Origin of the sequence: Mucilaginibacter sp. (assembly GCF_028288225.1) — a bacterium.
GTDB lineage: Bacteria > Bacteroidota > Bacteroidia > Sphingobacteriales > Sphingobacteriaceae > Mucilaginibacter.
This window is the reverse complement of sequence record NZ_JAQBOC010000016.1, coordinates 79,164-94,404: the sequence shown is the minus strand read 5'-3', so window position 1 is coordinate 94,404 and position 15,241 is coordinate 79,164. Positions and strand designations below refer to the sequence as shown.

The 15,241-nt window shown below is 43.1% G+C and carries 14 protein-coding genes; 10 read left to right on the top strand and 4 right to left on the bottom strand.

Annotated elements, in window-relative coordinates:
- Positions 1-155: 155 nt before the first annotated feature.
- Positions 156-1,076 carry a ribosome small subunit-dependent GTPase A gene (gene rsgA / locus JWQ54_RS04280; RefSeq protein WP_299580725.1) on the bottom strand — a complete coding sequence of 307 codons (921 nt, stop codon included), beginning with the start codon at positions 1,074-1,076 and terminating at the stop codon, positions 156-158.
- 18 nt (positions 1,077-1,094) lie between these two features.
- Positions 1,095-1,256, bottom strand: coding sequence for a hypothetical protein (locus JWQ54_RS04275; RefSeq protein WP_299580722.1), 162 nt, complete (start codon positions 1,254-1,256; stop codon positions 1,095-1,097).
- 257 nt (positions 1,257-1,513) lie between these two features.
- Between JWQ54_RS04275 and thrA the strand changes: the two genes are divergently transcribed.
- From thrA to JWQ54_RS04250, 5 genes are all read left to right on the top strand, one after another.
- Positions 1,514-3,961 (top strand): bifunctional aspartate kinase/homoserine dehydrogenase I, encoded by a 2,448-nt coding sequence (gene thrA / locus JWQ54_RS04270; protein ID WP_299580719.1) that lies wholly within the window; start codon positions 1,514-1,516, stop codon positions 3,959-3,961.
- Positions 3,962-4,006: 45 nt separating this feature from the next.
- The gene (locus JWQ54_RS04265; protein ID WP_299580716.1) at positions 4,007-4,999 is read left to right on the top strand and encodes a homoserine kinase; all 993 of its coding nucleotides are present in this window, start codon (positions 4,007-4,009) and stop codon (positions 4,997-4,999) included.
- 265 nt (positions 5,000-5,264) lie between these two features.
- A complete protein-coding gene (thrC, locus tag JWQ54_RS04260; protein ID WP_299580713.1) occupies positions 5,265-6,575 on the top strand; it encodes a threonine synthase in 1,311 nt (436 codons plus the stop codon).
- An 81-nt stretch (positions 6,576-6,656) separates the two neighbouring features.
- Entirely contained in the window at positions 6,657-7,133 is a 477-nt protein-coding gene (locus JWQ54_RS04255; RefSeq protein ID WP_299580710.1) for a GNAT family N-acetyltransferase, read from the top strand.
- 22 nt (positions 7,134-7,155) lie between these two features.
- Positions 7,156-7,761, top strand: a complete 606-nt coding sequence (locus tag JWQ54_RS04250) for an HAD family hydrolase (RefSeq protein WP_299580707.1) — start codon at positions 7,156-7,158, stop codon at positions 7,759-7,761.
- A 24-nt stretch (positions 7,762-7,785) separates the two neighbouring features.
- Here JWQ54_RS04250 and JWQ54_RS04245 read toward each other — a convergent pair whose 3' ends face one another.
- Entirely contained in the window at positions 7,786-8,163 is a 378-nt protein-coding gene (locus tag JWQ54_RS04245) for a helix-turn-helix domain-containing protein (protein WP_299580704.1), read from the bottom strand.
- Between the two features lie 159 nt (positions 8,164-8,322).
- Here JWQ54_RS04245 and JWQ54_RS04240 point away from each other — a divergent pair, with 159 nt between their 5' ends.
- Both JWQ54_RS04240 and JWQ54_RS04235 read left to right on the top strand, forming a co-directional pair.
- Positions 8,323-9,318, top strand: a complete 996-nt coding sequence (locus JWQ54_RS04240; RefSeq protein WP_299580701.1) for an aldo/keto reductase — start codon at positions 8,323-8,325, stop codon at positions 9,316-9,318.
- Between the two features lie 142 nt (positions 9,319-9,460).
- Positions 9,461-10,420: an alpha/beta hydrolase gene (locus tag JWQ54_RS04235; protein ID WP_299580698.1), complete on the top strand. Its 960-nt coding sequence runs from the start codon at positions 9,461-9,463 to the stop codon at positions 10,418-10,420.
- Positions 10,421-10,488: 68 nt separating this feature from the next.
- On the opposite strand, the gene JWQ54_RS04230 is transcribed toward JWQ54_RS04235, so the two are convergent.
- Positions 10,489-11,487, bottom strand: coding sequence for a fumarylacetoacetate hydrolase family protein (locus JWQ54_RS04230; protein ID WP_299580695.1), 999 nt, complete (start codon positions 11,485-11,487; stop codon positions 10,489-10,491).
- Positions 11,488-11,980: 493 nt separating this feature from the next.
- Between JWQ54_RS04230 and JWQ54_RS04225 the strand changes: the two genes are divergently transcribed.
- The 3 genes from JWQ54_RS04225 (at position 11,981) to JWQ54_RS04215 (ending at position 15,152) form a co-directional block, all read left to right on the top strand.
- On the top strand, positions 11,981-13,138 hold the full coding sequence (locus JWQ54_RS04225) for a homogentisate 1,2-dioxygenase (RefSeq protein ID WP_299580692.1): 1,158 nt from the start codon (positions 11,981-11,983) through the stop codon (positions 13,136-13,138).
- A gap of 84 nt (positions 13,139-13,222) precedes the next feature.
- Positions 13,223-14,347, top strand: a complete 1,125-nt coding sequence (gene hppD / locus JWQ54_RS04220) for a 4-hydroxyphenylpyruvate dioxygenase (RefSeq protein ID WP_299580689.1) — start codon at positions 13,223-13,225, stop codon at positions 14,345-14,347.
- A 133-nt stretch (positions 14,348-14,480) separates the two neighbouring features.
- Positions 14,481-15,152, top strand: a complete 672-nt coding sequence (locus tag JWQ54_RS04215) for a DNA alkylation repair protein (protein ID WP_299580686.1) — start codon at positions 14,481-14,483, stop codon at positions 15,150-15,152.
- The last annotated feature ends 89 nt before the right edge of the window (positions 15,153-15,241 follow it).

The window sequence follows — 15,241 nt, the reverse complement described above, 5'->3', positions numbered from 1 at the left end:
CGATATGTTATCAGATAACTTGTTCCTGCGCTCCACATGCTACGGCTTCATACAGCCAACCAGTCGCGCGATTACCTTTATAATGAGGTGCCGAAATAAATTCTGCATGACAGCTGCTTCTAACTAATCTCTAATCTCCAACCTCTGACCACTACCTACGCCCTCGTATCATTTCCATTATAAATGCTCAAATAGCTTTCGTACCGCGATAGCTCAATTTCGCCTTCTTCCAATGCTTCTAAAACTGCGCAGCCCGGCTCATTTATGTGGCGGCAATTATTAAAACGGCATTGATTCATCCGCGAACGCATTTCGGGGAAGAAATGGCTTAGCTCCTGTTTTTCTATGTCGATAACGCCAAGCTCGCGGATGCCGGGGGTATCAATGATGAATCCGCCCTGCGGCAGTTCAAACATTTCGGCAAAGGTGGTGGTGTGCATGCCTTTGTCGCTCCAGTCAGATACCTGGTTGGTCCGCAGGTCGAGGTCGGGCAGCAAAGCATTTATCAGGCTTGATTTACCCACACCTGAATGACCGGAGAACAAGGTTACTTTATCTTTTAAGATGTCCTGCACCTGGCTGATGTTGGTACCTTCCAAAGCCGAAACTTCATAGCAGGGATAACCTATCTTTTCGTACACCGCTTTATAATCAGCTAAGATCTCTAAACCTTCATCGCTGAAAAGATCAAGCTTATTAAAAACAAGTTTTGCGGGGATGTCATAAGCTTCGGCAGTTACTAAAAAACGATCAATAAAACCTAAGGAGGTCCGGGGCGATGCCAGGGTAACCACCAGCATGGCCTGGTCGAGGTTGGCTGCAATGATCTGCCCTTGCTTTGACAGGTTGATGGATTTGCGGATGATATAATTTTTACGCTGCTGTAAATTGGTGATCACGCCGGTTTCCTGGTCGGGCTCCATTTCAAAGTCAACTATATCCCCTACTGCCAATGGGTTAGTAGTAGTGATCCCTTTGGTTCTGAACTTCCCTTTTATCCGGCAATCTATCCGTTGCCCTTCGGGTGTTTGAACCTGGTACCAGCTTCCGGTTGATTTTGTGATTAATCCCTGCATTAAAAATTAAAATTGCATTTAAGATGCCTGCTCATTTTTTTGAAGATCATGTAGCGAAGCCGTTTCAAATTCCTTTTTTAATTCTTCATCCGGGTCAAAAGATTTTAACAGCTCAACTTCGATAGCTAACTGTTTAGCATTTGGTTGTTGCTCGTTTTTATCAACTGATATAATCGTCATATGTGTTATAAAAAATCAAATGTATAGGTACTTTTTTACAAACAGTTATATTATTTTCATTTACTCTTGTTTATTAAAAAAATATCTACTTACTTTACAGACATAATATATATGACAATTAACAACACCACATCAACAACAATTACTACCACCGGCATAAAACACGGAGGAAGATAATCGTATGGTGTAAAAAACATAAAAACCAAATGAGCGCCTACCTCCGAAAAGAGGAAGGCGTTTTTTTTTAATAACCGATAATGAAAATTTTAAAATTTGGCGGTACTTCCGTAGGGTCAGTTCAAAGCATCCAAACCTTATTAAATATTGTAAAGGGTGAAATTGAAAACAAAGAAAGACCAATAATAGTGCTCTCGGCAATGAGCGGGGTAACTAACCTGCTGCTATTAATGGCAGAAGGCGCTGCAAACGGAGTTGATTTTACCGCGTCGTTAGCCGATCTGGAAAAACGCCACTTTGATGTGGTAAAAAGCCTGCTTACCATTCAAAATCAAAATCCGGCCTTTACCCGCCTTAAGATCTTCCTTAACCAGCTGGAAGATCTGTTACATGGTGTACTTACCCTTAGGGAACTCACTCCTAAAACCAGCGATCAGGTGCTTAGTTTTGGAGAACGCTGCTCAACCCTGATGATCTGTAAAATTGCCGCACAGCATTTCCCGGAAGCGCATTGTGTTGATGCCTCAGAACTGATAAAAACCGATAGCTCATTTGGGCAGGCTAAGGTTAATATGGAGCTAACAGAATTACTGATTCGCGGTTTTCAGCAGGAACACAGCGATAAAGTCCTTTTTGTAACCGGGTTTATTGCTGCCAACGAATTGGGACAAGTAACTACCCTCGGCCGTGGAGGAAGTGATTATACCGCTGCCATATTTGGCTCGGCATTAAATGCACAGGAGATCCAGATCTGGACAGATGTTAACGGGATGATGACCGCCGATCCGCGCATGGTAAAAAAGGCATTTTCACTGCCTGAGCTTACTTATACCGAAGCGATGGAGCTTTCTTATTTTGGGGCAAAGGTGATCTATCCGCCGACTATGATCCCTGCATTTTTAAAGAAGATCCCTATCGTTATAAAAAACACTTTTGAGCCTGAATTTGAAGGGACAGTGATCCGTCACGATTGCAAGCCATCGAACCTGCCTATAAAAGGGATTTCATCTATTAATAACATCAGCATCCTGAACCTGGAAGGCAGCGGAATGGTGGGAAAATCGGGCTTTAGCGGCCGGTTGTTTTCTTTGCTGGCGAGGGAACAGATCAATATCATATTGATAACCCAATCATCATCCGAGCACAGCATCACTTTCGCAGTTCAGCCGGATGACACCGAAAAAGCACGAAAACTGATAGAACAGGAATTTGAGCTGGAACTGCTTGCCAAAAAACTGGATGATGTGGTTATTGAGCAAAATCTGGCAATTATTGCCATAGTTGGCGAAAATATGAAACAAACACCCGGCGTATCGGGCAAGTTGTTCCATGCGCTGGGCCGTAATGGCGTTAATGTGAGGGCAATCGCGCAGGGATCATCAGAATATAATATCTCGGTTATCATTTCTGCCCGCGACCTTGCTAAAGCATTGAATGCCGTGCACGATGGTTTTTTTACCCAACTCACCAAAACGCTGCATGCCTTTTGTTTGGGTACCGGCAACATTGGCCAAACCCTGTTTAAACAACTGAATGCACACAGCGCTTACTTGCAGGACCATAACGGGATCCAGGTAAAAATTGCGGGCATCAGCAATACCCGAAAAATGATCTTTAATACAGACGGTATCTCATTAGATAACTGGCAGGAGGAACTGCAGGCATCGCATGAAACTGCCGACCTGCAGGAGTTTGTTGCCCGTATGAAAAGCATGAACCTCCCAAACTGTGTATTTATTGATAACACAGCCAGTCCCAAACCGGTTGAGGTTTATGAACAGGTTTTTAAATCGAATATTTCTGTTATTACCTGTAATAAAATAGGTAACTCAGCTTCATATAGCCAGTATAAAACTTTCCATGATACCGCTCAACAGCACGGGGTTGATTTTTTTTACGAAACGAATGTAGGCGCGGGCCTGCCTATCATCCGTACCCTTAAGGATCTGATGAACAGCGGCGACAGGGTTGCAAAAATTGAGGCCATTCTATCAGGCACTATTTCTTTTATATTTAATAATTTTAAGGGCGATGCCAACTTTCACGATGTGGTAAAAGAGGCCCAGGAAAAAGGTTATACTGAACCTGATCCGCGCGATGACTTAAGCGGAAAAGATTTTATGCGCAAAATGCTGATCCTTGCCCGCGATGCCGGTTATGCTCTGGAGGAGGCTGATGTACAAATTGAAAGCGTTTTACCAGCAGCTTGCTTAGCGGCTAAAACTGTTGAAGACTTTTACGCAGCGTTAAAAAGTGAAGATGCTCATTTTACCCGCCTAAAACAGCAGGCGGAAAAGGATAATAAAGTATTGCGTTATATAGGTAAGCTGGAAAATGGCCAGGCTGAGATCACCCTGCAAATGGTTGATGAAAGCCATCCATTCTCAACTTTATCGGGCAGTGATAATATTATATCCTTTACCACCGACAGGTACAAAGAACGCCCGCTGGTAGTAAAGGGGCCCGGCGCAGGGGCTGAAGTGACAGCGGCAGGCGTATTTGCTGACTTGATAAATGTAGGTGCATAAGCCAAGCCCCCCTAACCCCCTAAAGGGGAACAAAAGTTGATAAATATGGAAGATAACATACAAAAAACAAAAAGCCTCTCCGCCATTTCTCCTCCTTTAGGGGGCCGGGGGGCTTCGCTTTCGGTTTTTGCCCCCGCAACAGTTGCCAACGTGGTTTGCGGCTTTGATGTACTGGGCTTTGCCGTTAATGAACCGGGGGATGAGGTAATAATGCGGGTAACTAATAAACCGGGCATCACCATCAGCAAAATCACCGGCGATGATGGCCGTTTACCGCTTGATCCGGCTAAAAACACGGTAAGTGTGAGTGTACAGCATTATTTGAACAGCATTGGCCGTACTGATATCGGGTTGGATATTGAGCTGCACAAGAAAATGCCTATCGGCAGCGGATTGGGTTCCAGTTCGGCAAGCACGGTGGCGGGTTTGTTTGCTATCAAGACTTTATTGGGGGATGATGCCGATCCGGCGAAGCTATTGCCCTTTGCTATGAAAGGCGAGGAAATGGCTTGCGGTCATGGCCATGCGGATAACGTGGCCCCTGCCCTTTTTGGTGGATTTGTGCTGATAAGAAGCTATGAGCCCCTGGATGTTGTTCGCCTTCCCCACCCTGCCGGATTATATTGTGCCATTGTTTTCCCGGATGTTGATGTACCCACCCGCGAGGCCCGGCAGATCATCCGCAAAAACATCCAAATGAAGGACGCCGTTACTCAATGGGGTAATATTGCAGGCCTGGTAAGCGGCTTGTTTATGAACGACATCGACCTGATAGGCCGCAGCATGAAGGATATTTTAGTTGAGCCTGTGCGCTCCATGCTGATCCCCGATTTTTATAAGATGCGGGAAATGGCGATGGAACTTGGCGCAGTAAGTTTTGGTATCAGCGGCTCCGGCCCGTCAGTTTTCGCCTTTACCCGCGATGAAGACACTGCCAATCGCATCACCCAAAAACTGCAGCAGCACTTAACAGGGATTCATATTGGCAGCAACAGCTATGTATCAACTATTAATGATAAAGGGCCGAGAGTTTTGTGATGTGCGGAAGAGGCGAAAGCTAAAAGGCGACGCTGAAAGGTAAAAAACTCAGGCCCGTGCGTCATTGCGAGGAACGAAGCAACCTCTACGTAGGACAATCAACGAACCGTAATGTCGCCGGGATCTAATAGCCGCTGCTAGGTCCACATAACTAATAGGTTCATGATCTGCATAGTTCAGAGTTTGCTTCGTTCCTTATAATGACGGCACGTTTTAAATAACTAAATCAAAAAATAAATCCGAATTCGAAAATCCGAACTCCGAAATGAAATTATACAGTACCCAAAACCCCTCCACCCGCGTATCATTTAAAGAAGCGGTTTTTAACAGCATGCCGCAGGATAAGGGCCTTTACATGCCGGTGAGTATTCCGCGGCTGGATGACAAGTTTTTAAATAATATTGATCAGTATACCCTGCCCGAAATTGCTTTCCATGTAGCTAAAAATCTTATCGGTGACGATATCCCGGATGCTGATCTGAAAGCCATCATTTATGATGCCATCAGCTTTTTGGCACCGGTTGTAAAGCTGGAAGAAAACATATTTGTGCTCGAGCTGTGGCACGGCCCTTCGCTGGCGTTTAAAGATTTCGGCGCCCGCTTTATGAGCAGGGTAATGAGCTATTTTTTAGAAAAAGATGAAAAACAACTGGATGTATTGGTGGCAACATCAGGCGATACAGGCGGCGCCGTTGCATTGGGATTTTTAGGTGTGCCTAACACCCGCGTTACCATATTATACCCAAAAGGAAAAGTAAGCGACATCCAGGAATTACAGTTAACCACCAACGGCCAAAACATCCGCGCTGCGGAGGTTGATGGTACCTTTGATGATTGCCAGGCGCTGGTTAAGCAGGCCTTTACCGACACTGAGCTGAATGAAAAATTCAGGCTTACATCAGCCAATTCAATCAATATAGCAAGGCTTATCCCGCAAACCTTTTATTACTTTAATGCTTATGCCCAGTTGTTAAAGCAGGGGAACAGCAAGGTGATCTTCTCGGTGCCAAGCGGTAACTTTGGCAATATAGGCGCAGGCTTATTGGCCTGGAAAATGGGTTTGCCTGTTGAGCATTTTATAGCTGCCACCAACGCCAATGATACTATTCCCGAGTTTTTGAAAACGGGGGTCTATCAGCCAAAACCATCAGTAGCCACTTTATCAAACGCGATGGATGTCGGCGACCCAAGCAACTGGGTCCGTATAGCCGATTTGTTTAAGGATAATATAGAAGTGCTTAAAAAGCTGGTAACCGGTTATCGTTATAATGATGAGGAAACGTTAGAGGCCATAAAATTCATAAATGATAATTACAACTATGTGGCTTGTCCGCATACAGCAATAGCCTGGCAGGCTTTAAGGGATTGGCAACAGGATAATTATAAACCCGATACAGCAGGCATATTTCTTTCAACCGCCCACCCATGTAAGTTCCCGGATGTTTTCCCTAAGAGTATTGCCGCAAAAATTGACATACCTGAACAGGTGGAAGAATTGGAGAAAAAAGAAAAACATGCTACTGCATTGGGTAAAGATTTTGAAGGATTTAAAAGGTATTTGTTTGAGAATGAATAGCGAGGAGGTGTTTGTGGGACGCAAACACCGGGACCTCCCTCCGGCTGTGTCTCCACAGCCGGCCTTTAAAATGTTTATTGAATGAAAATAATAACCACCCACACCCTTTCAAATCACCAAAAACAAGCCGCATTAAAGATCTGGAATGCAGAATACCCGGTGCGCTTACTGATACCAGGCATGGATGAGTTTGATGCATTTATTAATCCCCTCATTAACCCCAAACATTACTTATTGATAAATGATGCCGATGAGATAGTCGGTTGGGCAGCTACATTCTCAATTGAAACTGCGCGGTGCTTTTTAATCATGTTATCCGGCACCTTTCATGGCAAAGGCCATGGAACGCTATTGCTAAATGAATTAAAAAAGAATGAGACCCAATTATTTGGCTGGGCTATCGACCATAATAACGATGTTAAAGCAAATGGTAATTCTTATCCATCACCCATAAACTTTTACCTAAAAAACGGTTTTGCTATAAACAATGATTTGCGTTTGGAAAACGAGCAATTATCTGCAGTGAATATTTTGTGGACTGCGGAAACCGGGCAATAGCTTTTTTATTATTTTTACCTCCATGATCAACACCATCATCTTCGACCTTGGCGCAGTTTTAATTGACTGGAACCCGCATTACATGTACCGCAGCATCTTCACTGATGAGGAAGAAATGAAAAACTTCCTGGCTACCGTTACCACTTCCGACTGGAACGAGGAACAGGATGCAGGCCGCTCGTTACATGAAGGTACCGAGATCCTGGTTAAACAATTTCCGGAACACGAGGACAAGATCCGCGCCTTTTACACCCGCTGGGACGAAATGCTGGGCGATGCTTTTCATGATACGGTTGAGATCTTTAAAGAACTGAAAGAAAGCGGGAAATACAAAATTTACGCCTTAACCAATTGGTCGGCAGAAACCTTCCCGGTTGCATTGGAACGATTTGAGTTTTTGCATTGGTTTGATGGCATTGTAGTATCAGGCGCCGAAAAAATGCGTAAGCCCGCGCCGGAGTTCTATCAAATTCTGTTAGACCGCCATGAAGTGAATGCAGCAGAAGCTTTATTTATTGATGATAACTACCGTAATATTTTAGCTGCCGAAAAACTGGGAATAAATTCAATACACTTTACATCGGCACCTGTACTAAAAGAAAAATTAATTGAACTGGGAGTGCTGTAACCAAAGGTTGGCAAACACATCAATTTAAAGTGTTTTTGAAGCCGAAAAATTAAAATGACATTTCGTTTCTGCAAAGTTGCATAAAGTATCAAGCAAGCCGCTTAATTCTTCCCCTTTCTTGGTTAAATCATATTCGGTGCGGGGAGGATTGCCGGGCAGGTAATACTTATTTATTAGCTCGTGTTGTTCTAAGATCTTTAAGCGGTCGGCAAGGATATGGTCGCTGATGTGCTCCAGGTCTTCTTTTAAAGAGGTAAAACGCGTATTGCCTTCTTCAATGCTGAACAGCACCTCAGTCATCCATCTTTTGCTTAGTAAATATAACAATTCGCTAAGCGCGCATTTTTCTTCCAAAAATGATTGGTTATAAAAATTAGTGGAACTGAGCTTTCTTTCTGACATGGCTAATTTTTTAATGAGTAACTAACTATTTGATAAGTTATTGATACAAAACACTGTTTGTTGTTACTTTGCTGCCGTTACGATAAGACATTATTACGATAATTTGTAAAGTTACCTTATTGTAATTAGTAAACAAAAAATTATTAAAAATAACATATAATGAAATATAGAAAATTAGGAAATACCGACCTGCAACTGTCTGAAGTAACCTTTGGAGCATGGGCAGCAGGCGGTTGGATGTGGGGTGGAACAGAACGAAAAGATGCAATTGATGCTATTAAAGCTTCCTACTCGCTTGGAGTTACCTCTATTGATACGGCCCCTATATACGGGCAGGGAACCAGTGAAGAAATTGTTGGGGAGGCTATTAAAGGAATTTCCCGCGATCGTGTTCAGATCCTTACCAAATACGGAATGCGCTGGGACTTGAAAAAGGGCGACTTTGCTTTCAGCAGTAAAAATAATAATGGTAGTGATATTGATATTTATAAATATGCCGGCAAAGAAAGTATTATTAAGGAATGTGAAGACAGCCTGAAAAGGCTGGGAACAGATTATATTGATCTGTACCAGATCCACTGGCCCGATTCAACAACACCCATAGCCGAAAGTATGGAAGCCGTTGCCAGGCTTATTGAACAGGGAAAAGTTAGGTATGCAGGGGTAAGCAACTATGATGCAAAACAAATGGCCGAGGCTGAGAAATATGTTGATGTAGTTTCTAACCAGGTACCCTACAGCATGGTGAAACGTTCAATTGAAGAAGAATTAATCCCGTATTGCCTGCAAAACAACAAATCAATTTTAGCTTATAGCCCTTTGGAACGCGGGCTTTTGACAGGCAAAATGAAACCGGGTTATAAATTTTCAGATGGCGATCATCGCAGCGAAATCTCATTTTTTAAAGATGAAAATTTAAAACGTACCGATGATTTCCTGGAACTTATCAAGCCCATTGCCGATGAGAAAAATCTTACGCTTGGCCAATTGGTACTGTTATGGACGCTTGCACAACCCGGAATTACCATTGCCCTTGTTGGCGCCCGGAACAGCGAACAAGCTATTGTCAATGCAAAAGCTATTGACAGCAGCTTAAGCGGCGAAGAAATAAGCCTGATTTCAGGTCACCTGGCCAAGCTGCAATTGGTCTCATAAATTCTTTTCTGAGTTTTTTATTTTTTTGATTGTTTTATAAAAGCAGGGTATTGACAATTCATTGCCGGTACCCGCTTTTATTATTTCATCGCCCCTTTACAAGGTTAATTCATTTATAGCCCCCCAATTAACCATTTAATTTATGAAACAGATACTTCCTGCTGCAACAGAAGAGTTGCATCCGGTGATCTCAGAACTGCTGAACACCAAATTTAATACTGATTACAAGATCCCCTCAGAAATCCATGCATTCAGGCACATGATGGATGAGTTTACACGGATTGCATCTTTTTCTGAAGTGGAGTCGATGTCGATACATGAATTAAAATTTATACCTGATGATTTGCCTGAATTTAAGATAAGGGTCTATAATGCAGACCGTTTGGACTTAAAGCCTGTTTTAATTTATTTTCATGGAGGAAACTGGATTGGTGGCAGCCTGGAAACAAGCGACTCCGTTTGCCGCACACTTGCCGAGGGCAGCAACTATGTTGTTATATCGGTTGATTATGCGCTTGCTCCTGAACACAATTTTCCAACACCCTTATTCCAGGCACTCGAGGTGATCGACTGGATTAAAAAACAAGGAATGTATTATGGCATTGACCATCAAAAAATAGTTATTGGCGGTGATAATGCCGGCGGGAACATAGCCGCGGGATTTATCCACATGGTAAGCCAAAAGAGAAGATTTAACCTGCTGGGTCAGCTATTAATCTGCCCGGCCTTACACTATCGTTTTGATACCCCATCCTATTGTGAATATGAAAAAGGGTATATGACCTCCCGGGAAATGATTCAAAATAGTTATAAAACTTATTTGGGGCCGTATGCTGATGCATATAGCGAGTTTGCATCGCCGCTATTAACCGGTAATGTAAGTTATATACCGCCAACCCTTATTTTTACAGCAGAATATGACCCCTTACGCGATGAAGCCGAACTTTATGCAGAGCGATTAAAAAGGCAGGGCATTGCCGTGTCATTTAACCGGTTTAAAAGCGTAACCCATAATTTTTGGCTGATGGATAGCATCCTTAACATTGCACGGCAGGCGCAAAAGGAAGCGATAGTATTTCTGAAAAAAATAAATGAAATATAAATGTATAACCTATCTGGTTTTAAGCTTGATATTTTCCGTTAACATTTCAACTTTACAACCTTCAAATATTACAACTTCTTCAACCCCAAAATTGAAAAATCACTATCCGCTTTTTCAATAATATTACCCAGCATACCAAGCCCTGTTACCTCCATTTCAACCAAATCGCCGGGCTGCAGCCATTGGGGCTGATAGTTAGGATCGTTCAATAAACCCGTTCCGTTAAGCTCCAAAAAACACCCGGTACCGACAGTTCCTGATCCTATTACATCGCCGGGCAGCACATCGCAGCCATAGGCGCAGCGTTCAATAATTTCGGCAAAGGTCCATTCCATATCTGCCATATTTCCTTTTGATACCTCAATGCCGTTTACCACGCATTTCATCTCTAAATTATAAGCATTACCGGTATGCCCGGCCTTAGGTGCAATCTTATATTGCTCCAACTCATCGGGTGTTACCAGCCAGGGGCCAATCACGGTACAAAAATCTTTGCCCTTTGCCGGACCAAGGTTCAGCAGCATTTCTTCCATTTGCAGCGTACGGGCACTCATATCGTTCATAATCATATAACCTGCAATCAAACTATCCGCATCGGCTGCCTTAACGTTGCGGGCTTTTTTATTGAGCACAACGGCAACTTCCAGCTCAAAATCAAGCTTTTGGAAATGGTCTGGCATACAGGCTATCCCGCCGATTCCCTGTATGGCGTTGTGATTTGTGAAATAAAATACAGGATACTGGTCAAATTCGGGGATCATAGCCGCCCCTCTATTACGCCTGGCTGTTTCCACATGCTGCCTGAAAGCATAAGCATCCCTGCACGATGTTGGATGCGGAACGGGTGCTATCATCTCAAAAAACAACTCTTCCTTAGCCTCCATCTTCCCTGAAATAATAGCGGCGTTAATGCGCTGTGCGCGTTCCATCAGCTCATTCCCTCCCCATAAAAACTCATTCATATTATTGGGGATCAGCTTATCGCAGGAGTTAAGGTTGTAGATATGCCCCTTAATAAAAAAACCCAAATGCTCATTGTCTTCAGTTTTGTAGGATACTAACTTCATAGGTTATTTTGGTTTGGTATTTTCAAAGCTACGTAAAGTTGTTGTAAGGTTGTAATGTTTAAAGGTTGTAATGTTAGGCCCCGCTTATCTTTCTGACTTCCGAACTTTACTGACTTTCAGACTCCCGGACTTTTACCCTCCCTATTGCATAAATCAATTTAATTGAACTAACTTTGTATATTCAATTATGAGCGTACAAAAGCATTTTCTATTTTCCCTGGGCCTCACTTCAATGAGTGATGCTTCTTCTTTCAGGGATGCTATGCTCGCTAAGATCGTATTGGCGCAGTATTAGTTTGTTGTAATGTTTTAAAGTTGAAATGTTGTAATGTTTAACTGCGTAAGGTTGAATCATTACACCAGGCTTTAAAACTATTCTGCTTTGCTATCGTTTTATTCATAATGCTGATATGCTGCAAGTTGCTAACATTTCAACTTTGCAACCTTTCAACATTACAACAAAAACCGTCAAACATTTCAACATAAATAAACCATGCCTGTTTATCATACATTAGGAGCAATTCCACCGAAGCGGCATACGCAATTCCGTAAGCCCGATGGAACATTATATGCCGAAGAACTGGTATCAACCGAGGGTTTCAGCAGCCTGTATTCGCTGGTATATCATGCTTATCCGCCTACTCTTGTAAAAGAGCTTGGCGAGCCATACTCAGTTGAGCCAAAGATAGCCCGCGAAAAGCATCTGAAACATACCAGCCTGGTAGGTTTTAAAATTGAGCCGGAGGATGATTATTTAAAAAGCCGTAAGCCGGTGCTGGTGAACAGCGATCTGCACATTTCACTGGCTGCGCCACGTAAATCAATGACGGATTATTTTTATAAGAATAGCCAGGCCGATGAAGTAGTATTTATTCATGAAGGATCCGGGACGCTAAAAACGGGCTACGGAAACATCAAATTTGTTTATGGCGATTACCTGATAATTCCACGGGGTACCATCTATCAAATGGAGTTTGATACGCCTGATAACCGTTTGTTTATTGTAGAAAGCTTTAGCCCTATCAGGATCCCTAAACGCTATACCAATGCATACGGCCAGCTTACAGAGCAGTCGCCTTATTGTGAGCGAGACATAAAAAAACCAACCGATTTAAAAACCAATGATGAAAAAGGCGATTTTAAGATCCTGATCAAAAAGCAAGGGCTCATCTATCCATACATTTACGGAACCCACCCATTTGATTTTATCGGCTGGGATGGCTTTCATTATCCATGGGCTTTCTCTATTCATGATTTTGAGCCGATAACCGGCCGCCTGCACCAACCACCGCCGGTACATCAAACGTTTGAGGGACGTAACTTTGTGATCTGCTCGTTTGTACCGCGCAAGTTCGATTATCACCCGCTTTCTATCCCGGCTCCTTACAATCACAGCAATGTGGATAGCGATGAGTTGTTATATTATGTAGATGGTGATTTTATGAGCCGTAAAAGCGTGGTTAAAGGACAAATAACCCTGCATCCGGGCGGCATCCCTCACGGCCCTCATCCCGGCACGGTAGAGAAGTCGATAGGCAAAGAATCAACCGATGAGCTGGCTGTAATGATAGACCCATTCCGCCCGCTAATGCTTACAGAAGATGCAGTAAAAATTGAAGACGAAAATTATTATAGAAGCTGGGTGAGTTGAGGTGAAAGGCTAAAGGTAAAAGCTGAAAGGCGAAAGCCCTATTAATCACTAATTCACTCAATCACCAATTCACTAATTAAAAAAATGGAAACACTAACCAAAGATAAAGAACAAATAACGGCTGATTTTTTACCGCTTAACGGTACAGATCATGTTGAATTTTATGTGGGCAATGCCAAGCAGGCTGCCTTTTATTATAAAACCGCATTCGGTTTTCAAAACCTGGCTTATGCCGGCCCGGAAACCGGAGTTCGCGACAGGGTATCGTACGTTTTACAGCAGGGTAAGATCCGCCTGGTTTTAACAACCCCGCTGCATTCAGACCATCCCATTGCCGAGCATATTAAAAAGCACGGTGACGGCGTAAAGATCCTTGCGTTATCGGTTGATGATGCTTATGATGCGTTTGAGCAAACCGTTAGCCGCGGGGCAACACCTTATCAGCAACCAAAAACTATGACCGATGAGCATGGTGAAGTACGTACCAGCGGGATAAAGTTATACGGGGAAACCGTGCACCTTTTTGTGGAGCGGAAAAACTATACCGGGGCGTTTTTGCCATGTTTTGAAAAAATGGAATCCAACTATAAACCAACCGAAACAGGATTGTTACATATTGATCATTGTGTAGGGAATGTGGGCTGGCACAAGATGAATGAGTGGGTGAATTTTTATGAAGAAATTATGGGTTTCAAAAACATTTTAACCTTTGATGATAAAATGATCTCCACAGAATACTCGGCCCTTATGAGTAAGGTAATGAGCAACGGGAACGGTTTTGTTAAGTTCCCGATAAATGAGCCTGCAGAGGGTAAAAAGAAATCGCAGATTGAAGAATATCTTGAATTTTATGAAGGCGAAGGCATACAGCACCTGGCCCTGGCTACTGATGATATTGTTAAAACAGTTACCACCCTGCAAAGTCGTGGTATTGAGTTTTTAACCGTGCCTACTACTTATTATGATGACCTGACAGATCGCGTTGGCCATATTGACGAAGACCTTGGACCATTGAAAAAACTGGGCATCCTGGTTGATCGTGATGATGAAGGATACCTGCTGCAGATCTTCACCAAACCGGTTGAAGACAGGCCTACTTTGTTCTTCGAGATCATTCAGCGCAAAGGCGCAAAATCCTTTGGCGCCGGCAACTTCAAAGCGCTTTTTGAGGCCATTGAAAGGGAGCAGGAGCTGAGAGGAAATTTGTAAGGAATTCGGAAGTCGGATTTTCGATTTCGGATTTTTTAAAATGCGGATTCCGGAATGTTGAACGCGGAATTTAATTATCAGATTTGATTAACTACTTTCAAGCCGGGCTTTGCCCCGGCTTATTTATTTTATAATGACTATCGAAGAAGTTGCCGATCTCCTTAAACAAAAATCAAACGTCAAATACCTTGCCGGCATGAAGCGTTTCGGGATTGATGACAGGTATGCTTTGGGTATCCCCCTCCCCGAATTGAGGAAGATAGCGAAGGTTATTAAAACCGATCATGCCCTGGCCCTGGCCCTGTGGAAAATTAAAATTCATGAGGCCCGGCTGCTTGCCTCAATGATAGCCGATCCAAAGCTATTTACTGAAAAACATGCCGACGAATGGGTAAAAGACTTCAACTCGTGGGATGTTTGCGACCAGGTATGCGGTAACTTGCTTGACAGAACAACATTCGCCATTAGCAAAGCTTTAGAATATTCAGCCAGCGAAGAAGAATTTATAAAGCGGGCTGGGTTCGTGCTGATGGCTGAATTCGCCGTCCACAACAAAAAAGCCCCCGACGAGGCATTTATGCCCTTTTTTCCTGTTATGGAACGCGAAGCCTGGGATAACCGCAATTTTGTAAAGAAGGCGGTTAACTGGGCACTACGGCAAACAGGCAAAAGAAACAACAATTTAAGGATCCATGCAATAGAAGCTGCTCACCGGATCTTATTGCAAAACAGCAAGCCGGCTAAGTGGATAGCCTCAAATGCCCTAAATGAACTATCAGGCAAACCAGCTATAAGTAATAATTAACTTTTACGTTTTTAGCCCCTCAAATTATTTATCGTCATAACATTTTTCATATAATTGCCAACCATTTTAGGATGGTTTTCGTAATAGAC